This window comes from Aromatoleum sp., from assembly GCF_036675785.1.
Taxonomy (GTDB): domain Bacteria; phylum Pseudomonadota; class Gammaproteobacteria; order Burkholderiales; family Rhodocyclaceae; genus Aromatoleum.
In genome coordinates this window covers 1-22,354 of the sequence record NZ_JAKFEF010000027.1, presented here as the reverse complement: position 1 = coordinate 22,354, position 22,354 = coordinate 1, and the positions used below count along the sequence as shown (strand labels likewise).

18 protein-coding genes and 2 pseudogenes are annotated in these 22,354 nt (G+C 69.4%); 18 read left to right on the top strand and 2 right to left on the bottom strand.

Annotated elements, in window-relative coordinates; all coding sequences use genetic code 11:
• Positions 1 to 137: hypothetical protein (locus tag V6M37_RS18720; RefSeq protein WP_442880997.1), on the bottom strand; the 137-nt coding region annotated here is incomplete at its 3' end.
• A gap of 92 nt (positions 138 to 229) precedes the next feature.
• Between V6M37_RS18720 and V6M37_RS07725 the strand changes: the two genes are divergently transcribed.
• The 12 genes and pseudogenes from V6M37_RS07725 to V6M37_RS07670 all read left to right on the top strand — a co-directional run bounded on the left by V6M37_RS07725 (position 230) and on the right by V6M37_RS07670 (position 15,201).
• Positions 230 to 2,587 carry a cytochrome c3 family protein gene (locus tag V6M37_RS07725; RefSeq protein ID WP_332672031.1) on the top strand — a complete coding sequence of 786 codons (2,358 nt, stop codon included), beginning with the start codon at positions 230 to 232 and terminating at the stop codon, positions 2,585 to 2,587.
• Between the two features lie 119 nt (positions 2,588 to 2,706).
• The gene (locus V6M37_RS07720) at positions 2,707 to 3,054 is read left to right on the top strand and encodes a hypothetical protein (RefSeq protein ID WP_332672029.1); all 348 of its coding nucleotides are present in this window, start codon (positions 2,707 to 2,709) and stop codon (positions 3,052 to 3,054) included.
• Positions 3,055 to 3,064: 10 nt separating this feature from the next.
• Complete coding sequence (locus V6M37_RS07715; RefSeq protein ID WP_332672027.1) at positions 3,065 to 4,429, top strand: LuxE/PaaK family acyltransferase; 1,365 nt, start codon at positions 3,065 to 3,067, stop codon at positions 4,427 to 4,429.
• Between the two features lie 144 nt (positions 4,430 to 4,573).
• Positions 4,574 to 5,722, top strand: a pseudogene (locus V6M37_RS07710) (B12-binding domain-containing radical SAM protein); the annotation flags it as partial.
• Between the two features lie 499 nt (positions 5,723 to 6,221).
• Complete coding sequence (locus V6M37_RS07705) at positions 6,222 to 8,732, top strand: multiheme c-type cytochrome (protein WP_332672023.1); 2,511 nt, start codon at positions 6,222 to 6,224, stop codon at positions 8,730 to 8,732.
• On the top strand, positions 8,722 to 9,726 hold the full coding sequence (locus V6M37_RS07700; protein ID WP_332672021.1) for a cytochrome c biogenesis protein ResB: 1,005 nt from the start codon (positions 8,722 to 8,724) through the stop codon (positions 9,724 to 9,726). Before V6M37_RS07705 ends, V6M37_RS07700 begins: the two co-directional genes overlap by 11 nt.
• Positions 9,723 to 10,532, top strand: a complete 810-nt coding sequence (locus tag V6M37_RS07695; RefSeq protein ID WP_332672019.1) for a formylglycine-generating enzyme family protein — start codon at positions 9,723 to 9,725, stop codon at positions 10,530 to 10,532. The genes V6M37_RS07700 and V6M37_RS07695 overlap by 4 nt, the downstream gene beginning before the upstream one ends.
• A 7-nt stretch (positions 10,533 to 10,539) precedes the next feature.
• A complete protein-coding gene (locus V6M37_RS07690) occupies positions 10,540 to 11,460 on the top strand; it encodes a formylglycine-generating enzyme family protein (RefSeq protein ID WP_332672017.1) in 921 nt (306 codons plus the stop codon).
• Positions 11,457 to 12,314, top strand: a complete 858-nt coding sequence (locus tag V6M37_RS07685) for a tetratricopeptide repeat protein (protein WP_332672015.1) — start codon at positions 11,457 to 11,459, stop codon at positions 12,312 to 12,314. Before V6M37_RS07690 ends, V6M37_RS07685 begins: the two co-directional genes overlap by 4 nt.
• On the top strand, positions 12,311 to 13,132 hold the full coding sequence (gene ccsA / locus V6M37_RS07680) for a cytochrome c biogenesis protein CcsA (RefSeq protein WP_332672013.1): 822 nt from the start codon (positions 12,311 to 12,313) through the stop codon (positions 13,130 to 13,132). Before V6M37_RS07685 ends, ccsA begins: the two co-directional genes overlap by 4 nt.
• A gap of 45 nt (positions 13,133 to 13,177) precedes the next feature.
• Positions 13,178 to 13,960 (top strand): polyprenol monophosphomannose synthase, encoded by a 783-nt coding sequence (locus V6M37_RS07675; RefSeq protein ID WP_332672011.1) that lies wholly within the window; start codon positions 13,178 to 13,180, stop codon positions 13,958 to 13,960.
• Positions 13,957 to 15,201, top strand: coding sequence for a glycosyltransferase 87 family protein (locus V6M37_RS07670; protein WP_332672009.1), 1,245 nt, complete (start codon positions 13,957 to 13,959; stop codon positions 15,199 to 15,201). The genes V6M37_RS07675 and V6M37_RS07670 overlap by 4 nt, the downstream gene beginning before the upstream one ends.
• A gap of 627 nt (positions 15,202 to 15,828) precedes the next feature.
• Here the strand turns inward: V6M37_RS07670 and V6M37_RS07665 are convergent.
• Positions 15,829 to 16,221: pseudogene (locus V6M37_RS07665) on the bottom strand (radical SAM protein); the annotation flags it as partial.
• A 389-nt stretch (positions 16,222 to 16,610) separates the two neighbouring features.
• On the opposite strand from V6M37_RS07665, the gene V6M37_RS07660 reads away from it, so the two are divergent.
• The 6 genes from V6M37_RS07660 to V6M37_RS07635 all read left to right on the top strand — a co-directional run.
• Positions 16,611 to 17,849 carry a glycosyltransferase family 87 protein gene (locus V6M37_RS07660; protein WP_332672007.1) on the top strand — a complete coding sequence of 413 codons (1,239 nt, stop codon included), beginning with the start codon at positions 16,611 to 16,613 and terminating at the stop codon, positions 17,847 to 17,849.
• Positions 17,850 to 17,873: 24 nt separating this feature from the next.
• Positions 17,874 to 18,848: an AAA family ATPase gene (locus V6M37_RS07655; RefSeq protein ID WP_332672006.1), complete on the top strand. Its 975-nt coding sequence runs from the start codon at positions 17,874 to 17,876 to the stop codon at positions 18,846 to 18,848.
• Positions 18,845 to 19,930, top strand: coding sequence for a DUF58 domain-containing protein (locus V6M37_RS07650; protein ID WP_332672004.1), 1,086 nt, complete (start codon positions 18,845 to 18,847; stop codon positions 19,928 to 19,930). The genes V6M37_RS07655 and V6M37_RS07650 overlap by 4 nt, the downstream gene beginning before the upstream one ends.
• Complete coding sequence (locus tag V6M37_RS07645) at positions 19,927 to 20,415, top strand: DUF4381 domain-containing protein (RefSeq protein ID WP_332672002.1); 489 nt, start codon at positions 19,927 to 19,929, stop codon at positions 20,413 to 20,415. Before V6M37_RS07650 ends, V6M37_RS07645 begins: the two co-directional genes overlap by 4 nt.
• Entirely contained in the window at positions 20,412 to 21,398 is a 987-nt protein-coding gene (locus tag V6M37_RS07640; protein WP_332672000.1) for a VWA domain-containing protein, read from the top strand. The genes V6M37_RS07645 and V6M37_RS07640 overlap by 4 nt, the downstream gene beginning before the upstream one ends.
• A partial coding sequence (locus tag V6M37_RS07635) for a vWA domain-containing protein (protein ID WP_332671998.1) occupies positions 21,395 to 22,354 on the top strand: 960 nt, incomplete at its 3' end. The genes V6M37_RS07640 and V6M37_RS07635, both read left to right, overlap by 4 nt.

The following is a 22,354-nucleotide window of genomic DNA, read 5'->3' as shown; positions in this document are numbered from 1 at the left end:
GCGATCAGCTCGCGCGCCTTCGGAGGGCCCCAGCTGCCGGGCACGTACTGTTCGACCGGCGGCGGCTCGCCCAGCACCGGATCGACGATCCGCCAGGCTTCCTCGACACAGTCGGCACGCGTGAACAGCGCCGGCATCCCCGACACCGGCTGCTGGCCACGCCTGCGCCAGCGATCCGTCCGCCTCGACCCGCCACAACCTGTCGGTCTCGAACCCGATCGGCGGCGCGGTGAAGGCAACGAGCGAAAGCCGGATCTGCGTCTTCTGCCACACCCCGCACGCCGCCAACGTCGCCGCGCCCGCGCCGCTGTGGAACCGCTCGCTGTCGAGCCAGACCTACACGCCCTACACGTCCAACTCGCTCGACGCCCAGACGATCTTCGGCGCGCTCGCGCAGCCCGGCGGCAGTTCGAAGCTGTGCCTGTCGTGCCACGACGGCACGATGGCGCTCGGCACCGTCGGCGTGCTGGCCGGCAAATCGAACGTGACCGTCGAGGGGCTCCCCGCGCCGATGCCGGCAGGCCCGCAAGGCGCGACGAGCGGCTTCACGCGCAACCTCGGCGTCGATCTGCGCAACGACCACCCGATCTCGTTCACCTACAACGACGCGCTCGCGACCGCCGACGGCGAACTGCGCGCGATGGACGCGCAGCAACGTCACCCGCCGGGCGACGGCAGCGTGCTCGGCATCCGCGGCCCGGGATACCGGCCGCTGCTTCCGTTGCAGCCGACCGGAACGGGCGGCGCCGGGCAGGTGCAATGCACGACCTGCCACGACCCCCACCTGAACGCGGCGAAGTTCCTGCGGCTCAACCGCCTGCAGGCCGTCACGCCGAGCGGCGGCGCGTTCAATTCGGCGAACGATCAGATCTGCCTCGGCTGCCACGACAAGCTCGGCCTCGCGTGGGCGCAGTCGTCGCACGCGTCGCAGACGATCGCCGACGAGGCCTACAAGTCCGAAGCGGCGACGCGACGGGAATTTCCGGCGAACACGGCGGTATGGCAGGCGGCCTGCCTCAACTGTCACGACACCCATGCGGTGCAAGGCACGCGGCGGCTGCTGCGCGAAGGCATCACCGGCAGCACCGGCGGGACCGGCGTCGGCAGCTACAAGCTCGGATCGTCCGGCGCACCGAATACCGCGTCGGCGATCGAGGAAACCTGTTACCAGTGCCACACGACGAGCGCGAGCAGCGTGGTCGGCACCGCGACCGGCGCGGTGCCCGATATCAGGACCGATTTCGGCGGGACGAACAAACACATGCCGATCACGACCGCGGAGCAGAAATCCGGAGTCGAGAGCCACGACATCCGGAACAGCGATTTCGTCGAGGACCGGCAGACGCTCGGACAGGTCGACATCACGAAGCGCCACGCCGAGTGCACCGACTGTCACAACCCGCACCGCGTGCTGCGCAACAGCGTGTTCAACGGCAGCGGCTCGAACACGCAGCGCACGCACACGCCCGGCGGCCCCAACGGCAACCTCGCGTCGGGCGCGCTGCGCGGCGCGTTCGGCGTCGAACCGGTGTACGGGTCGCGCAGCTTCTTCGCGCTACCGAACAGCTACACCGAGAAGAAGGGCGACGGCGGCCCCGGCGCGAACCCCGCGGCCGCCAGTCCGTGGGTCACGCGCGAATACCAGGTCTGCCTCAAATGCCACGCCGATTACGCCTATCCCGACGACAACGTATTTCCGAGCGGCAACACGCGCCCCGAACTCGGCACGCCCGGCACGCCGTCGGCCGCGACCTCGCGCAACCTCTACACCCGCTACACGAACCAGGCGCGCGAATTTCAGGCGCCGCTGACTCACAAGGGCGCGCCGGGCAGCCAAGGCACCGACGGCGGCGCCGGCTACAACGCGAACAACCACCGCTCCTGGCACCCGGTGATGGACACCACCGGGCGGACGACCGCGCTGCGCAACAACGCCAGCGCGAACTCCTGGCTTGCGCCGTGGAACGCGAACGTCGGCAACCAGACGATGCACTGCACCGACTGTCACGGCTCGAACACCGCGAGCGGCTCGATCACGCCGGCGGCCGGCAGCGCGTGGGGGCCGCACGGCTCGACGAACAACTTCCTCCTCAAGGGGCTGTGGGACACCAGCACCGGCAGCGGGCAAAGCAACGCGCTGTGCTTCAAGTGCCATTCGACCGTCTATGGCAGCGGCGGCGGCACGACCGGCTTTCGCACGAGCCGCGGCGACGGCCATGACGTCCACAGCGCCTCCGACAAGCTCAGCCGCTCGCGCTGCAACTGGTGCCACGTCGCGGTGCCGCACGGCTGGAAGAACAAGTCGCTGCTCGTCAACCTCAACGACGTCGGCGCCGAGGCGGGGCAGACCGGCAGCAAGGAAGTCGCGATCAGCGGCAGCAGCAACACCTACAACCAGGGCCCGTACTACCGCAATGCCAAGCTCAAGATCGTGAACTTCCGCCAGAACGCGACGTGGAGCGAATCGGACTGCGGCTCCGCGGGCAAGGCGGCCGGCGACCGCATCCCGAACAGCCAGGGCGGCACCGGCAACACCACCGGGACCGGCGGCGACTGGATGACGAACACGTGCATGAGCCCGCCGTGAGCGGAGCGGGACGGCGCGCTATGCCGGCGCCGGGAACGGGATCGGCCTGATTCGGATCAAATAGAAACGGCCCGATTCTTGCTACATTCCGCCGGTACCTCTTCCCGCTCCGACTGCGCATGAAACCCTGGCTCATCCTGATCAACGATTTCTCCCACGACCTCTTCACCGGGCTGTGGTTCGGCGGCTTCGTCACGATGTTCGTGCTGCGCCAGCGCGCCGCCGATCCCGCGCTCGACGCCGGACAGCTCGCGCTGATGTCAGAACTCGTCGATCTCTTCTTCTGGGTCACGCTCGCGTCGCTCGGCTGCATCATCCTGACCGGCGTGTTCCGCTTCTTCTATTACCGCACCTGGGACGGCAGCGGCATGAAGGATATCAAGAAGCGGCTGCTGATCATCAAGCACGCGGTCCTCGGCACATCCTTCCTGATCGGCACCGGCTTCGTCGTCGCATGGGGCCTGTGAGGAAGCACCGATGAGTCACCCCGCAGCACCCGTCGCCGCGCCCGACCCCGTTCGCGACGCGCTCGCGCAGCGCATCGGCGCGATGCTCGCCGGCGGCGTCGACGGCGACCCCGCGCCGTTCGACGGACTCGCGCTCGAGCTCTTCGCCTGGCAGTACGAGAAGAACGCCGCGTACCGCCAGTTCTGCGATGCAAAAGGGATTCACCCCAAACGCATTTCCCGGATCCGGGAAATTCCCGCCTTTCCGACCGACGCGTTCAAGTCCGCGATCGTGACATCGTTTCCGTTCGAGCAGGCTGTCATGGCGCAGCTCACCAGCGGCACGACCGCGAACCGGCGGGGCCAGATTTTCCGCGACGAGGTCGGCCGCGAACTCGTGCTGACCGCCAACCGCGTGATGACTGCGGCCTACCTATTCCCGGACTTCGCCGACGGCCAGCGCTGCCGCGTGCTGATCCTCGCGCCGAGCCCGGAGATGGCGCCCTCGATGGGCATGGCGATCGGCATGGACGAGACGCGGCGGCATTTCGGCACCGCCGACAGCCGTTTCCTGCTCGACTATTCCGGCCTCGACATCAAGGCGCTGATCGCCGCCCTCGAGCAGTCCGAGTCGACCGGCGGACCGGTCGCGATGATCGGCTCGACCTCGGCGTTCGTGTATTTCTTCAACGCGTGCAAGGCGCGCGGCCTGGCCTTCCGGCTGCCGGCCGGGAGCCGCATCGGCGACGGCGGCGGCTATCGCGGCCGCTTCGGCGAACTCACGCAGGACGACTTCTTCCGCCTCGCGGCCGACGTGCTCGGCATTCCCGCGTCGCACTGCGTCAACGTGCTCGGCATGGCCGAGACCGCGACCGGCTACTTCGACGACACGCTGCGCGCCGCGGTGTCCGGGCGGCCGTCGGCGCGCCGGCGCAAGGTCCCGCCGTGGGCGCGCGTCGAAGTCGTCGACGTCGAAACGCTTCGCCCGCTGCCGGCGGGCGAAGTCGGCCTGCTGCGCCATTACGACCTCGCGAACCTGCCGACCGTGCTCGCCGTGCAGACCGACAACCTCGGCTATCTCGCCGAAAACGGCGACTTCCAGATCGTCGGCCGCGCGAAGCGCGTCGACGGCAAGCTCGCGCCGCTGCCGTCCGAGCGCGTCGTCGGGCCGATGGGCGACAAGCGGATCTTCCGCTTCCTCGAGGCGTACGTGAATTTCTCGATCAAGTTCAAGATGGGTCTCGCCCGCTCGCGCCGGCCGGGTGCACGTGCCTCGCTGCCGATGACGCCGCCGGTCTGTCCGTGCGACGAACTCAGCGAAGAGATGCTCGCGAACCCGCTCCCGCGCCCCGCCGATCCCCCGGCGCCGAGCCGCTCCGACATGCCCGCACACTGAACGCTTTCCACTCCGCGAATAATCCCGGCAGCATTTCCCCGGGAATCCCGGTCACGTTGATCTCGATCAACAGAACCTGCGTCCCGCTCACCTACCATTCCGCCGTTTTGCCCGCCGCACGCGCCGGAACCGAAGCCAGAAACGATGAAAACGCTCCACTCCCCGCTGACCTTCGTTCCGCCGCCGCGCACCGCGCCCGCGATCCCGCGCCCGCGCCCGATCAGGCGCGTCGCGCTCGTCACCGTCCCCTACCATTCCGGCGTCGTCGAATCCGCCGGCACCTGGCTTAACGTCGGCTTCGTCTATATCGCCGGCTCGCTGCGCGCCGCCGGCTACGAAGTCGATTACTACGACGCGATGTCGCTGTGGCACAACGAGGACGACATCCGCAAGCGGCTCGAGGACTTCCGTCCCGACGTCGTCTGCACGTCCGCCTTCACCGCCGCGATCGTCGCCGCGACCGGCCTGCTGCGGCTCGCGAAGACGGTCAACCCGGAAGTCGTCACCGTCATCGGCAATGTGCACGCAACGTTCTGCTACGAGGAGATGCTGCGCGCGGATCACGACGCGATCGACTTCGTCGTGCGCGGCGAAGGCGAACGCACGCTGCCCGAGCTGCTGAATTGCCTCAATGCCGGCGACGACCCGGCGAAGGTCGCCGGCCTCTCGTTCTGGCGCGACGGCGGCGTCATCGCGACGCGTTCGGCCGGCTTCATCCGCGACCTCGACGCGCTGCCGACCGCGTGGGACCTCGTCGAATGGCCGATCTACAAGTACCGCGCGAAGAAGGACGCGCGCCTTGCGATCGTGTCGTCGGCGCGCGGCTGTCAGCAGGACTGCTCGTTCTGCTCGCAGAAGCTCTTCTGGCGCCGCGGCTGGCGCGCGAGGAGCCCCGAGAACTTCGTCGCCGAGCTCGAAATGCTGCACGCGAAGCACGGCGTCGAGGTCGCGATGCTCGCCGACGAGATCCCGACGCTGGACCGCAAGCGCTGGGAGCGCATCCTCGACCTGATGATCGAGCGCAAGCCCGGCGTGCGCCTGCTGATGGAAACCCGCGTCGACGACATCGTCCGCGACGAGGACATCATGGACCGCTACGCGCTCGCGGGCATCGAGCACATCTACGTCGGCGTCGAGGCCGGCGAGCAGGCGACGCTCGACCTCTTCAAGAAAGGCTCGAAGGCCGAAGACTCGCGCCGCGCGATCGAGATCATCAACCAGGCCGACATCGTCTCGGAAACCTCGTTCGTCCTCGGCATGCCGGGCGACACGCCGCAGACCTTCCGCGACGCGGTCGAGCTCGCGAAGCTGTACAACCCGGACATGGCGTTCTTCCTCGCGATCGCGCCGTGGCCGTACGCGGACCTCTACCCGCAGCTCGAGCCGCACGTCGCGGTCAAGGATTACAGCCAGTACAACCTCGTGCAGCCGGTCGTCAAACCGGAAGCGATGACACTCGAGGAAGTCGAGCGCGAGCTCGGCCGCGCGTCGCGCAACTTCTTCATGCACAAGTTCCAGAACCTCGACGAACTGTCGGACTGGAAACGCGAATTCATGCTGTCGGTGTTCGACATCCTGATCAACCACTCCTACCTGTCGAACCAGATGCAGGACATGGCCGCCGCCAAGCGCATGCCCGACGAAGTGAAGGCGATGCTGAAGAAGGTCAGCGCGGCGAAGCGCGATTTCCGCCAGGGCGAGGCGCGCACCTTCGCGCCGATTCCCTGATCCCGTCACGAGCAGCGGACCGAGCCCGAGCTTGCGACCTCATATCCACGACCGACGAATGGTCATGCAAACACTTCGCCAGATCCGCGTCCCGGCGCTCGTCGCGCTCGCGCTGCTCGCCTACGTCGCGGCAGTGCCGGCACAACTGAACACGAAAGCGAACATCGCGGCAACGAAGCACAATCTCTCGGCGAGCGGCCCGGGGACGACGAAGGCGACGGCCGAGGACCAGATCTGCGTGTTCTGCCACACGCCGCACGCCGCCAACGCAACCGCGCCGGCGCCGCTGTGGAACCGCAAGCTGGGGGGCGGCACGAACGATGCCAACACGTATGCCGCCACCTATTCGCCGTACCAGTCGAACTCGCTCAACGCGGCAGAAGCCGTCGCGGATCTGAACGGAATCAAGACCCTCCCTCCCCCCGGCGGCACGTCGAAGCTCTGCCTGTCCTGCCACGACGGCACGCTCGCGCTCGGCACGGTCGGCGTGCTCGACGGCAAGGAGAATCCCTCCGCCGTCGCCGGACTGACCGGCACGATGCCCGAGGGCCTCGGCAAGACGACGGGGTTCACGCGCAACCTCGGCGTCGACCTGCGCAACGACCATCCGATCTCGTTCACCTTCGACACCACCCTCGCGAGCGCCGACGGCGAACTGCGCCAGCCCCCCTATTCGGCCGGCGGCCGGACGGTCGTCGGACCGCGGAGTTCGGACGCGAAGCCGATGCTGCCACTCGACCACGAGGGCAAGGTGCAATGCACGAGCTGCCACGACCCGCACCTCGAGGCGAGCCGCTTCCTGCGCCTGAACCGGCTGCAGAAAGTCGCGCCGGCCGGCGGCGACTTCATCGCCGACAACGACCAGATATGTCTCGGCTGCCACAACAAGCTCGGCACGAGCTGGTCGAACTCCGCGCATGCGAATCCGCTGGTCGCCGATGAAACGTACACACCGGAGGCGGCGGCCACGAACCGCCGCGATTTCCTTGTAAACGGAAGCCCGGCGAAGGTCTGGGAAGCGGCGTGCCTGAACTGCCACGACACGCATTCGGTCCAGGGATCGCGGCGGCTGCTGCGCGAAGGCGTGAGCGGCAGCGGCACCGGTGCCGACAGCAGTTTCTACAAGGCCGGTTCGACGGCCAGCGATCCCGCCACCTCGTCGGAGATCGCGGAAACCTGCTACCAATGCCACCAGGGCGACGCCACCAAGGTGATCACCGGCGCCGTTCCCGACATCAAGACCCAGTTCACGACCAAGACCCGCCGCATGCCGATCACCACCGACACGCAGGGATACAAGAAGGGCACGACGCCGACCTATTCGAGCACCGAACGGCACAACATCGGCAACGCGGACTTCATCGAAAACCCGGAACAACTCGGTGCCGGCAACCACGACAACCGTCACGCCGAGTGCACCGACTGCCACAATCCGCACCGCGTCATCCGCAACAGCCTGTTCAACGGCGAGCCGGGCGACGCCAACAGCACCCGGCGGACGCATGTCGCCGGCGGCACTGCGGGACTTCTCGGCGCGGACGGCAACATCGCGTCCGGCGTCCTGCGTGGCACGTGGGGCGTCGAACCGACTTACGGCGCCGTGACGACCTGGCCGCAGGCGCCCAGTTACACGGTGAAGTACGGCGACCCCGGAGCCAGCAAGGGCACCGACAGAATTCAGCCTTACCTCACGCGCGAATACCAGCTCTGCCTGAAGTGCCACTCGGATTACGGCGGGACCGCCGGGGGCCTGATGCCGTGGCTCGGTTACACCGGCGGCACATCGGCGGGCACGATGGGCCTGAACCGCTACACGAACGTCGCCGCGGAATTTGCCGTCAGCGCCACCGATCCTCCCTCCGCGGCAGGGAAGGACCAGGGCGAAACCGGCAACGACAGCACCTTTACGCCGGAAGCCACGAACCATCGCTCGTGGCATCCCGTCCTCATGCCGACCGGCAGAACATCGACGGAGCGCACCGGCGGCAGCACGACGTTCACCAACATCCGCGCCCCGTTCAACACGAAGGCCAACATCGGCTACCAGACGATGCACTGTTCCGACTGCCACGGGGGGGACGCCACCGGGCTCAACGAGCCGACCGTGCAGGGGCCGCACGGGTCGAACAACAATTTCCTCCTGAAGGGAATCTGGAGCAACGCGGTCAAGCCGGGTGGTATCGACAGCTCGAACAGCAACAACTACCTGTGCGGCCGTTGCCACAACCCGGCGAACACCGCCGGCGGTTTCCGCAACGGTGACGCGAGCCACAGCTTCTCGTCGAAGCAGAACTCGTCGTGCACGAGCTGCCACATCGCGATCCCGCACGGCTGGAAGAACAAGGCCTTCCTCGTCAACCTCGCGTGCGTGCAACGTGAAGGCGGAGCGGGCTATTCCGACTCCTGCACGAACGTTTCGGGATCGAGCCGCGTAACGATCGAGCCGTATTACTACCGGGCGATCCTCCGGATCAAGACCTGGCAGCGCAGCAACGCGTGGACGATGGGCAGCTGCGGCAGCGGCAGCGACTCGGAAGACTGGATGAGCAGCACCTGTGAGAACGGTGGGAGCTGACGTCGCGCACGGCGCCGGACGGCGCCTGCTGCTCGGACTCGCATCGCCGCGGTGGACCGTCGCGATCTTCGTGCTGCTCGCGCTCGGCGCGCTTGCGGTCGCCGAGGCCGGATGGGACCCGACGGCGGTCATGTTGCCGCCGTTCACGCTGCTCGGCGTCAACCTCGCCGCGTCAGTCGCGACCAACGCGCGCTTTCGCCGCGACCTGCCGCTGCTCGTCTTCCACCTCGCGCTCGTCGCGCTCGTGGCCCTCTTCACGGTCGCGCGGCTGACCTACTTCGAAGGGATGACAGCGCTGACTGCCGATACCGAATTCGACAACACCTTCCTGACGCAGTCCCGCGGACCGCTGCATCCGGACCGGCTGTCCGCGCTGCGTTTCTCCAACGAGGGTTTCACCGAGAAATTCCCCGAGCGCGGCGACTACCACGCGACCTACAACGCGGTGCGCTGGTGGGACGAAGCGGGAAACAGCCAGGTCGCGGAGATCGGCGACGACACGCCGCTCGTGCTCGACGGCTACCGCATCTACACCACTGCGCGGCGCGGCTTTTCGCCGGTGTTCCGCTGGGAACCGACCGAGGGCGAGGTCGAATACGGCACCGTGCAGCTGCAGGAAATCGACGGCGGAGGCTACGCGCCGGCGAGCGCCTGGGCGCTGCCCGGCGGTCCCGAGGTCTGGGTCATGCTCGACTTCGACCGCGTTCCCGAGCCGCAAGCCGGCGAACGGGTCGGTCTCGGTGCCGGGCAGATGCTCCACCGCCTCGTGCTGCGCGTCGGCGACCGACGCCAGGAACTGCGGCCCGGCGAAACCGCCGCGCTCGAGGGCGGAAAGCTGAGCTATACCGGCCTCGGCTCCTGGATGGGATACCGCCTGATTTACGACCCGACCAAACCCTGGCTGGTCGCAACGACCGTCGTCGCCGTCGCCAGCCTGCTGTGGTTTTACGCCCGGCTCCTGCGGCGTCGGCCTTCGCTGGAGAAAACAAAGTGATACGGTACTTTCCGCTCGCTCTCGGCCTGATGCTGTGCAGCGGCGCGCAGGCACAGAACGCGCCGCGAACCTGGATCGAGCCCCGCACGGGCATGCCGTTCGTCTGGATTCCGAAGGGCTGCTTCCAGATGGGAACGGACACGGCGGTCGCCCTGCCACCGGACGCGATGTTCCGGCATCTTCCGGCGGCGCGCGACCTCGCCGCAGACGAGCACCCCCGCCACGAAGTCTGCGTCGAGGGCTTCTGGATCAGCAAGTACGAAACGCGCAACGCCGACTGGCGCCGGATCATGGATCCGAAGACCGGCATCGGTGCCGCCGACCACCCCGTGAGCGGGGTGACTTGGAGTCAGGCCCGTGCCTTCGCGGAGCGGCTGGGCGCGGGGCCGGGATCGAAAATTAGCTTCCGTCTGCCGACCGAAGCGGAATGGGAATACGCGTGCCGCGGCGGCGCCGCGGAAGAGTCGGTGCCTACCGGCCGGGAGGCCTCCGACCGCGCGTGGTACAACAAGAACGAGGACGGCACGGCCGCGCCGCGGCCGGCGGGCAAGCTCGCGGCAAACGCGTTCGGCCTGCACGACATGCTCGGCAACGTCTGGGAATGGGTGGACGACGGCTATGTCGCCGACGCCTACGCGCGACACGATCTCTTCGACCCGCGAGCGGGAGAATCGGCCGCCGACCGCGTGATCCGCGGCGGCAGCCACCGTTCCGAACCCATGCACATGCGCTGTGCGAACCGCGGTCGGTACCCCGCCGACGAGAGCCTTCCAACTCTCGGTTTCCGTCTCGTCCGCAGCAAATAGGTCAGACATGCGCGCTCTGCTGCTATCCCTCGCCCTGCTCGCCGCCGCGCCCGCCGCTGTAGCCGCCCCCGCCCCGCTGCCACGCGAAGTGATCGCGAACGGCGTCGAGTTCGTGCTCGTGCCCGAAGGCTGGTTCTGGTATTCGGTCGAGAACGGCGACATCACCCGACTCGACATCGACCAGCCGATGTACCGCGACGTGCGGGTCTGGCTCGACAACTTCTACATCGCCAAGTACGAAGCGCGCGCGCGCGACTTCGAGCGCTTCATGAATTCCGGGCTCGCGCGCTTCGGCGTTCAATACAAGGACGGTGAGACCGAGGGCTGCGGCGTGCAGCGTCGCGCGGACGGCAAGTACTTCCTTGTCGACTCCGCGCGCGACCTGCCGGTGACGCACCTGTCGTGGCAGCTCGCCGATGAATTCGCGCGGTGGATGGGCTTTCGCCTGCCGACAGAGGCCCAGTGGGAGAAAGCCGCGCGGGGTACCGACCGGCGCACCTGGCCGTGGGGCGACGAGTACCCGGATGACACGTACGGCGGCTTCGCGTTCGACGCTGCCTGCCATCCGACACCGGTCACGGCGTTCCCGAAAGGGCGCTCGCCGTACGGCGCGTACAACATGGCGGGCAACGTCTTCGAGTACGTCGCCGACTGGTACAACCCGACGTTCGACGCCGCGCTCGAGGACGGCATGCGCAATCCGCCGCTGGCCTCGCACGGGACGACCGAGCGCAACGATCTCGACGAACCGATGAAGATCCTGAAAGGCGGACGCTGGGGCTCCGAGCCGCAGGCGATATCCGTGTCGGAGCGGCGACTCCGCAAGCCGACCGGCACGTTCATCTGCTACGGCACCCGCTTCGCGCTGGACGCCGCGACGCTGCGCGACATGCTCGCTCGCGGCACTGCCAAGGTCGCGCGACCATGAGCGCCGCGACCCGGACGCCCGGCCTTCGACCGGCGAACGCGCGTCGGCCGCGCGACGTCCGTGCGCTCGCGTTCGTATTCGTCGCGATCTCGATCGTATCGCTGACGTATCTCGTCACGCTTCTGCCCGGGCAGGGCATCGACGGATCGACGAAAGCTGCCGTGGCGCAGGAAACGAAGGCAGCGTTCGCCGGCCTCGAAGCCGCGCCCGCCGAAAACCGCCCCGAAGCGCGCGAAGCGGCCGAACCGCGGATCGACCCGGGCACCGACCCGGCCGGTCACGTGCGCCAGGCACGGGCACAGAAGGCCGCAGCCTTGCTTGCCGAGGCCGAAACGCTGATCGAGGCCGGCCGGCACGAGGCCGCGGCCGAGGTGATCCATCGCGCCGGCCCGCTCGCGCCCGATGACCCGCGCGCCTATTTCCAGATGGGACGGGCTCTGCAGGGCAAAGGGGATCCGGCCGGAGCCCGTTTCTATTACGAGCGCGCGATCGATCTCGACCCGCGCTACGCCGACGCCTATTTCGGCTTTGCCGCGGCGTCGGACGAGATGGGCGATGTCGAATCCGCGCTCGGCGGCATGCGCAGCTTCCTGCACGTCGTCGACAATCCCGACCCGTACCGTCTGAAGGTCGCTCAGGCACGCTCGGCGATCTGGGAATGGGAGGCGCAACTCGGGCGGGGACCGTGGGGACCCACTCGCGGGATTCCGCCGGGCTTCACTGCGGAAGAAGTGCGACGCGACGGACGCGGCGTGGGCGTGAAGATGCAGCGCCCGGAAAGCCGGCGCCCGGACGGCACAACCGAATACGAAATCAAGGCGGGCGACCGCTTCCCGGAATTGTTCAAGCCATGAACTTCGTCGCGATCGAACTCGGTACCTTCTGGTCGGCGCTCGTTGCCTATGCGCTCGCGACGGCGATCGCGATGTGGGCGCTGGTGTTCCGCCGCCGCCCGGAGCGCACGCTGCTCGCGCTGATGTCGGTCGGCCTGCTGTTGCATACGATTGCGATCGCGGCACGCTGGACGCGCGTCGGCCATCTGCCGGTCGGCAACATGTTCGAAATGCTCTCGGCGAACGTCTGGGGCCTGATGGCGGCGGTCGTCGTCGGCTATGCGCTGCTGCCGCGCGTGCGCGCGTTCGCCGCGGTCGTGCTGCCGGTCGTCATGATGGTGCTGGGCTGGATGCTGCTGCCACCGATGGAAGTCACGTCGCTGCCGCCGACCTACGACACGGTATGGCTCTACATCCACATCGCGTTCATCAAGCTCTTCCTCGGCGCGGCGCTGATCGCGCTGGGCATCGCGGGGATCATCCTGCTGCGCGGCAGCGGGCTGGCGGGCGACCGTTTTTCGACGCTCCCCGCCGACGCGGCGCTCGACGACACGGCCTACCGCTGCATGGCGCTCGCGCTGATTTTCGACACCCTGGGCATCGTCTCCGGCGCAATCTGGGCCCAGGACGCCTGGGGACGCTACTGGTCGTGGGATCCGCTCGAAGTCTGGTCGCTGGTGACCTGGCTGTGCATCGGCCTGACGCTGCATCTGCGCGCGTCCTTCCATACGCGGCCGCGCACGAACTCGATCCTGATCGTCGTCACGTTCGTCGTCGCGTTCTTCACCTTTTTCGGCATTCCGTTCGTCTCGCGGGCACTGCACAAAGGCGCGATCTAGGCACGCCGCCGAGCGGCTCTGCCTGTCGTTGTTACGAACCCCGTCATGAGAATCGTCATCGTCATTCCGACCTACAACGAGCGCGCCAACATCGTCGCACTCGTCGACGGCGTTCGCGCGGCCTGCACGCGACTTCCGCACCGCATCGCATTGCTGGTCGTGGATGACGAATCGCCGGACGGCACGGCCGATGCGGTCCGGACGCTGCAGCGCCGCGTCCCGGACGTGCATCTGCTGCAGGATCGCAGGCTCGGCCTCGGCCGGGCCTATGTTCGCGGCATCCGTCACGCCATCGAGAAACTCGGTGCCGACGCGGTGGTTCAGATGGATGCCGATTTCTCGCACCGGCCGGAAGATGTGCCGCGATTGATCGCGGCGCTCGAAGAAGGCGCCGACCTGGCGATCGGCAGCCGCTACGTCGGAGGCGGCAGCGTGTCGCACCGCTGGCCGCTCGTGCGCAGGCTGAACTCGCGCTTCGGCAACCTGCTCGCACGGCGGCTGCTCGACCTCGGCAGCGTCAGCGATTGCACGGCCGGATTCCGCGCGATCCGCGCCACGCTCGTTCACGAAATCCGCCTCGACCGCCTGCGCGTCAGCGGATTCGCGATGCAGGTCGCGGTGCTCCATGAAGCACGCGCGCTCGGTGCGCGAATCCGCGAAATTCCCGTCGAGTATGTCGAGCGACAGCTCGGGAAATCCAAGCTGCGGATCGCCGACGTCTCCGAGTTCATCTTCAACGCGTTCCGGATCCGCCTGAGCAAGACCGCCCTGCGGCGCCGGCCGGCCCGCATGGCGATCGGACCCTCCGTACGGACCGGCGCGAAATGACCGACACCGCTGACCGACTGCCGGTCCGATCACCGCTCGGGCTTCTCGCCCGCACGGCCGGCGTGCTCCTCGTCGGAGTGCCGGCGGTCCTCATCGCCTGGGTGCTGCTTGCGGACTACGGCGCGTTCTTTTGGGACGCGCGGACCTTTCCGTGCGGCATCGAGGCGATGCTCGCGACCGGGGAGCCGAACGCCTATCTCGACCCTGCGTACCCCGGAAGCTGCGCCGGCAACCGCTTCCAGTACATGCCCGCGCCCGCGATTACCCGCGTACTCGCGGCGTTCGTCAGCGTCGTCGGCATGAACGCCCTCGTCATCGGCTACGCGGCGCTGTACGCCGCCGCGCTCGTCGCGCTCGCGCGCTCGACGGTGCGCATGAACCGTGGCTCGCCGCTGCTGCCGCTGCTGTTTTTCCTGACGCTTTCGTGCGGGATATTCGTGTTCGAGACCGCGTCCGGAAATCTGTCGATCGTCCTTGCCGGCTTCATCGTTGTCGCGATTTCGAAGATCGACGAGCGGCCGTCGTGGATCGTCGCACTGTGCGTCGTCGCGGCACTCTTCAAGCCGCATTACGCGCTCTACCTCCTGATCCCGCTTGTCGCGCGCCGCGATCATCTCGCGGTGTCGTTCGCCGCCGCCGCGATTTCGCTGTGGTATGTGATCGACGCGCTGCTGCACCCGGAAGCGTTCTCCGCGTGGCTCGAACTGATCCTGCCGATCGTCCATGCGCAGCCGCATTTCGGCTTCATGCGGGTAATGCAGCTTGCCGGCTACGCGCAGGGCGACTGGGCGGTTCTCGCCGCCGCCTACGTCGCGTGGTGCGCGTTTCTGCTCGCGCTCACGCTGCGCGTCTGCGCGCGCCTAACGTCGCCGGCCGACCGCGCGTTCGCCGCCCTGGCGTGTGTGACGCTGATGCTCCCGCGCCTCAAGGAATACGACTGCCTCGTGCTCGTTCCGCTGTTCTTCTGGCTCGCGCAGGGGCTCGCGGAACGCTCCCGGCTGTGGCTCTACCGGCTGGTGCTGCTCGCCGGCTTCGTCACGCCCGCGATCGCGTGGTGGGTCCGGAAACTGCCGATGATCTTCGATTCGTCGCCCGCGACGCTAAGGGCCGCGGCGGAAATACGCTGGCTGCTGCATGTCCAGGGAATATTCCTGGCCGCCGCGCTGGCGATCGTCTTCGGTTTGCTGGTCGCCTTCCGCCACAGCGCTCGCCCCGCCGGCGCGCCGCAGCGTCCCGCGTAGGAGCGGGCGCGCGAAACCGGGTGCCGAGGCGGCGCCGTCCGTCTCCGCAGGCGGCACCCCCTGCGCCGTATTCAAAGGGCGCAGACGTCCCGCGCAGACGTCGCGGATGCGATGCAGCGCGGCGTCGGTGAGGCCTTCGTGCAGCGGCAATTGAATCGCCTGTGCGGACGCCTCGCGTGCGACCGGGCATTCGCCGCCGCATCCGAGATCGCCGCAATAATCCGCGACCTCGGAGCCGATCCCCGCGTCGATTCCGGCAGCCAGCAGATGGCGCCGCAGACCGGCCGCGCACCCCTCGACGAGGCCAACGAAGAAATAGCCGTTCTCGCCGCGGCGCACGCTGGCTGCCGGCCGCTCGCCGAGCAGACCGGCGAGCCGGCGCGCGCAAGATCCCGGCGCACTGCGACACGACCGTCGAGGCTGTCGAGCAGGCGCAGGCCGATGCGCGCCTGAAGCCCCAAGTACGCCGCACCGGTGGGGCGTGCCCGGCAGATTGTCATGCACCGGGGTGTAGCGCACGGTCCGCACACCCAGGTCGCACGTCGGCCGCATCACGCCCAACATGTCGCGGAAGTTGTGGGCCGTGACGGTGAACGTGAAGCCGAGGCGTACGTGGGGCGCGTGATGGGCGAGGTGGCGCGCCGCCGCGACCACCCTGTCGAAGCACGCGAGGCCGCGCAGTCCGTCGTGCGCCGCGCGGCGGTGGCTGTCGAGCGACAGCACCAGCGCCAGTCGCCGGTGCGCCGCAAGACGCGACAGGCGCGCGGACGTGAGCAAGGATCCGTTGCTGTGCACCAGCGACGTGATGCCGTGCCCGTCGATGTGGCCGATGATCGCTTCCGCATCCGCACGCAGAAAAGGCTCGCCGCCGCCGAGACTGATGACGAGGGTGCCGAGCGCCGCGGCGTCGTCGACGATCGTGCGCAGCTCGTCGGTCGTAAGCGGCGGCCCGTCCGGGGGGTAATGCGTCGGGTACGCACACATCCCGCAGCGGGCGTTGCACTCGACCGCCGTTTCGATCGACAGCAGGGGCAGGCTGTCCGGGGCGCGGAGGGCGCGACGGGCGGCCTAAACGTCGACGAACTGGCGCAGCATTCGCGCAGCAAGCCTCATTGGCGGACGCCGGGCCGCAGGATGGAAGGGGGGAATTTTCGGCGCAGAGGTCGCCAAGGCGGATCCGGGTGCCGGCCGTCGGAGCCGAAGGCCGGCCAAATTCGACAAGCCGCGGACGTTACCCCATGGGATGCCCCTGCACAGGGCACGAACGTCGAGACTGTGAGAACGTCGATATGGACACGCCCCCTCGAATCGGCGAACATCCCGCGCTGCCGGCCATCCCGTTCCACCGCCCCGCGCCGGTGGACGCCCGGTGCAACGCCTTCCGTCGCCCGCGGCCCGAACACTTGACGATGACGTCACGAGCACTACCACCAGGAAGCCCGCCCGCACTCATCGCCGCGCTTTGGCTGGTCGTTGCGGCCTATCTCGGATTCGTCGCCTGGACGCATGTCGAAGGGCATGCGCGGGCCGAGCGCGGCGAGCGGCCGCTCTTCACCGACTACACCCCTACCTACGCCGCCTCGATGCTCGTGCGCGAAATGCCGGCGGAGCACCTGTACGACCCGAAGCGCATGACCGACGCCGGGCGCCGCGCCGCGCACGCGATGTACGACGGCATCAGCGACGAGCAGGCGCGCCGCGTCGGCTTCGCGCCGTGGATGTATCCACCGACGTTCATCCTGCTGATCGCCCCGCTCGCCTATCTGCCCTACACGCTGTCGTGGCTCGCGTGGCTCGGCGTCACCGCGCTGCCTTACCTCGCGGCAATGCGGCAAATCCTGCCCAACCGGCTCGCGTGGCCGTTCGCGCTCGCGGCGCCGCCGGTGTTCTTCAACGTGATGTACGGCCAGACCGGTTTTCTCAGCGCCGGGCTGATCGGGCTCGGCCTCGCGCTCCTTGGGCGGCGGCCGATTGCAGCCGGCGTCCTGATCGGCCTCGCCAGCGTGAAGCCGCATTTCGGCGTCCTGATTCCGCTCGCGTTCATCGCCGGCGGCCACTGGCGCGCCTTCGCGGCCGCCGCGCTGACCGTGCTCGCCACGATCGTCGCGAGCGTGTTCGCGTTCGGCGACGACCCGTGGTTCGCGTTCATCGGCACCTCGCTGTTCCACCTCGAAGGGTTCGGCGCCGGCGCATTCAACTTCGTGCCGATGACGACCGTGCTGTCCACCGTGCAAATGGCCGGGCTGCCCCTCGGTGCCGCCTGGCGCGCGCAATACGCCGCGGCGGCGCTGGCCGCGGGCGTGGTCGTATGGGCGTGGGCACGCGGACGTCGCCGGCGGGACACGCTCGGCCTGCAGGCGGCGATCCTGTGCGTCGCGACGCCGCTGGCGCTGCCGATGACTTACCTGTATGACCTGGTCCTCGTCGTGCCGGGGGCCGCGTGGCTGTGGGCCGACATGCGGGAGCGTGGCGCCTCGCGCGCGGAAGTCGTCACGCTCGCCGCCGCGATGGCCGCGCTGCTGCCGGTCAAGGCCGTCGCCGCGACCTTCGGCGTCCAGACCGGACCACTGATCCTCGCGGTCCTCCTCGCGCTCGCGACGCACCGCCACCGGCGGGCGCTTGCACGGACCGTCCGCGCGCCCACCTGAAACCGTCACCTCACCGCACCCCGCATGTCACTCCAGGACGTTTTCCGTCAGCTCGCCGCCCGCCTCGAAGCGGCGGTGCTCGGCCAGCCGCAGCTCGTCGAGCGGCTGCTCATCGGCCTTCTCGCGGACGGACACCTGCTCGTCGAAGGCGCGCCGGGACTCGCGAAGACGCGCGCGATCCGCAGCCTCGCAGCGATGATCGCGGCCGACTTCCATCGCATCCAGTTCACGCCGGACCTGCTCCCGGCCGACCTGACCGGCACCGAGATCTTCCGCCCGCAGGACGGCAGCTTTCATTTCGAGCGCGGGCCGCTGTTCCATCACCTGCTGCTCGCCGACGAGATCAACCGCGCGCCGGCGAAGGTGCAATCGGCGCTGCTCGAGGCGATGGGAGAGCGGCAGATCACGGTCGGGCAGACGAGCTTCCCGCTGCCGGGGCTGTTCCTCGTGATGGCGACGCAGAACCCGGTCGAGCACGAAGGCACGTATCCGCTGCCTGAAGCGCAGCTCGACCGGTTTCTGCTGCACGTGCGCGTCGATTACCCCGATGCGGCGACCGAGCGCGGGATCCTGCGTCTCGCGCGCGACGAAGCGCGCGGCGCGCTCGAACCGTCCGCGGCCCCGACGGCGCAGCGCGCACTTACCCAGACGGAGATTTTCGCGGCGCGGCGCGAGGTCCTCGACCTGCACCTCGCGCCCGAACTCGAGGACTACATCGTCCGGCTCGTCACTGCGACCCGCGCACCCGAGACGTACGGCGCCGACCTCGGCGCCCGCGTGCGCTTCGGCGCGAGCCCGCGCGGCGCGATCGCGCTCGAACGCTGCGCGCGGGCCCGCGCCTGGCTGCACGGGCGCGACTACGTCTCTCCCGCGGACATCCAGGCGCTCGCGCCCGACGTGCTGCGCCACCGCGTCGTGCCGAGCTGGGAAGCGCAATCGGAAGGTGAAAGCGTCGACGCGCTCGTGGTCGCGCTGATCGAGCGCGTGCCGGTGCCATGAACTCCGCGTGGTCGCGCTGGTTCGCCCCGGCCACCGCGCCGGTCGACGTCGCGTCGGCCCCGGCCGTCCCGTCGCTCGCCGAACTCGTCGCGCTGCGTCGGCGGCTCGCCGGCGGCGCCGGGCAGCGCCTCGACGTGGCACTGCCGCCCGCAGTCCCGCCCGCTCCCGGCATGCACTGCGCGCGCGAGCCCGGTCGCGGCATGGAGTTCGCCGAGCTGCGCCCGTACCAGCGCGGCGACGACGTGCGCAGCATCGACTGGCGTCACACCGCGAAGCGCGGCCGGCCCTACACGAAAGTGTTCCATGCCGAGCGCGAACGCCCGATGTTGCTTCTGATCGACCGGCAACCGTCGATGCGCTTCGGCACCCGCGTCGCGTTCAAGTCGGTGCTCGCGGCGCGCGCCGCGGCGCTGCTCGCGTGGTCCGCCGCCGAGGCCGGCGACAGCGTCGGCGGAGTCGTGTGCGATGCCACCGGCTATCGTGTCGTCCCGCCGCGGTCGCGGCAGCGCGGTGCGTTCGAACTGATGCGGGCGCTCGCCACGGACGGCGCGCACCGGGCGACGCGATCGACCGGCGCTGCCGCGGCGGCGCACGATTCGGATCGTGGCCGGCGGGCGACGGGCACGGCGCGGCCGGCCGCGTCGCCGGCGACGTTATGCGACGCGCTACGCGCGCTGCAGCGCACCGCACGCGCAGGCGGCGCCGTCGTCGTGTTCAGCGATTTCCGCACGCTCGACGCCGACGCGCAGACGGCCCTCGCGGCGCTCGCCGGCCGCGGGTCGCTCGCGCTCGTCCACGTGTTCGATCCGCTCGAAGCCGAACCGCCCCCGCCCGACGTATACCGGATCGCCGACGCGGCCGGGGAACGTGTCATTGACCTGCATTCCATAGCCGTGCGGGCCGCGTACGGCGATCGGTTTCGTGAACGCCGCAGCGCGCTCGCGGCACTCGCCCGGCGTCTTCACGCATCGCTGATCCCCCTCTCGACCGCGGACGATCCGATCCGCGTCCTGCAGGCGCTCGGCAGCCCACGCTTTCCGCAGCCGGCGCGTGCCTCGCCGTCACGCACGGGTCCGGCATGACGGCGCAGACGTTCGACGGCTTGCGGGACCTTCACCTCCCGCCCGAACCCGGCCTGTGGCCTCCGGCGCCCGGATGGTGGCTCGTCGCGGCGGCCCTCGCGCTGGTCATCGCCGTTCTCGCGCACCGCCATGCGCGACGGCGACCGCTGCGCATCGCGCTGCGCGAAGCCGACCGTATTGCCTTGGGATGGCGGCACGACGCCGATCGGGCGCGGCTCGCGGCTGAGCTGTCGCGTCTGTTGCGTCGGTACGCGTCGTGGCGTTTCCCGCAGCGCCGGGTCGCCGGCCTCGTCGGGCCGGCATGGCTGGCGTTTCTCGACGAGCACGGTGGCAACGGCGAATTTGGCGGCGGCATCGGAGCGCTGCTCGATTCGCTGCCTTATCGGCGGGCGGCGCGATCCGATCTTGACGAACGGCCCCACGACGCCGATTACGAAGCACTGATGGCGCTCGTCCGCCGCTGGCTGAAGGCGAACGCGCCGTGACGCTTGCGTGGCCGTGGATGTTCCTGCTGCTGCCGCTGCCGTGGGTGGTGCGCCGCTGGCTACCGCCGGCCGCAGCCGACGTCGCGCTGCGGGTGCCGTCCGCGGACGACTTCGCGACGGCGGCGCCGGATCGCGACACGTTCACCACCGTCCAGGCGCCCGCTTCGCGACCGGAACTGCGGCTGGCGCTGGCGATCTGGCTTCTGCTCGTCGTCGCGGCGGCGCGACCGCAATGGATCGACGACGCGTCGCCGATGCCGGTCAGCGGGCGCGACCTGATGATTGCGTTCGACGTCTCCGCGAGCATGGCCACGTCCGACCTTCGGCTCGACGGCCGGCCGCTCGAACGCCTGCACGTCGCTCGCACCCTCGCGAGCGACTTCGTCGCCCGGCGCGACGGCGACCGCGTCGGCCTGATCGTCTTCGGCGAACGCGCGTATCTCCATACGCCGCCGACCTACGATCTGGCCGCCGTGCGCGCGGCGCTCGCCGCCACCGCCGTCGGACTCGCCGGCCGCGAAACGGCGCTCGGCGACGCGATCGCGCTCGCCGCCGCGCGGCAAAGCGAGTCCGGCGACAGCGACAAGGTGCTGATCCTGCTGACCGACGGGGCCAACACGAGCGGAAACCTCGACCCGGTCCAGGCCGGCTGGATCGCCGCCCGCGCAAAGCTGCGCATCCACGCGGTCGGGCTCGGCGCGCCGCGCGCGAGCGCGGCCGGCAACGCTCCCGACGACGCGCCTTCGGCCGGTCTCGACGAGGCCACGCTGCGCCGCATCGCCGAGCAAACCGGCGGCAGCTACCACCGCGCCGCGGACGCCGAAGCGCTTGCGGCCTTCTACGGGCTCATCGACGAGCTCGAACCCGTCGTGCGCGACGCGTCGCTGCGGCCGGTCCGCGAACTCCATCCGTGGCCGCTCGGGCTTGCGCTCGGGCTCTTCGCCTGGCTCGCGCTGAGGCGGCCTCGCGCCGCAACCGCATGAACGCGATCGGCGAACTGCTCGCGACGCTCGGCACGATCGAGTTGCTGCGCCCTGCGTGGTTGCTGGCGCTGGCGCCGCTTGCGCTGCTGCTGCGGAGACTCGCACAGGGGCAGCGCGACGCGGGCGCCTGGCGCGCGGTCGTCGCGCCGCACTTGCTGCCGCACGTGACGATCCCCGCTTCGCCGCGCGGGCGGCGCCGCGCACTCGGCCTCGCCGGCACCGGCCTGATCGCTGCCGTCGTCGCGCTCGCCGGTCCGGCGCTGCCGGGAAAGGCGGAACTCGCCTACCGCAGCGGCGCGACGCGCGTGTTCGTCGTCGATCTGTCGCGGGCAATGGCTGCCGGCGAAGGCGGCGACCGGCGCGTCGAGCGCGTGCAGCTGAAACTCCTCGACCTGCTGCAGGCCGCGCCGGGACAAACCGCACTGATCGCGTACGCGGAGGAGCCCTACCTCGTCGCGCCGCCGACGACCGACGCCGCGACCCTCGCATTGCTGGTTCCCGAACTCGTGCCCGGGATCGTCCCGCTTCCGGGCGACCGCCCGGAACGCGCGCTGCGGATGGCCGCGGACGTCCTCGCGCGCAACGGTGGGCGCGGCGGCGACGTGGTATGGATCACCGCACACCGGGAACCTTCCGACGACGTCGCGAAGGCCGCCGTCGAACTCGCCGAGCGCAACCAGCGCCTGTCCGTGATCGACGCCGCCGACCCGCCCGCGGGGCAGTCCGCTCCCGCGGAGGCCCTGCCGCGCGCGGCCGAGGCGACCGGCGGCGTGTATCTCCCGCTGCGCGCCGACGACGAGGACATCCGCGTGCTCGCCGCGAGGCTCGACGACGGCGCGGCAGCGGTCGCCGCGACGCGTCGCGCCGCGCGGCCGCGCGAGATCGGCGTGTGGCTGCTGCCGCTGCTGCTGCCGCTCGCGGCGCGCGCGTTCCGCCGCGGCGTGCTGCTCGTGCTT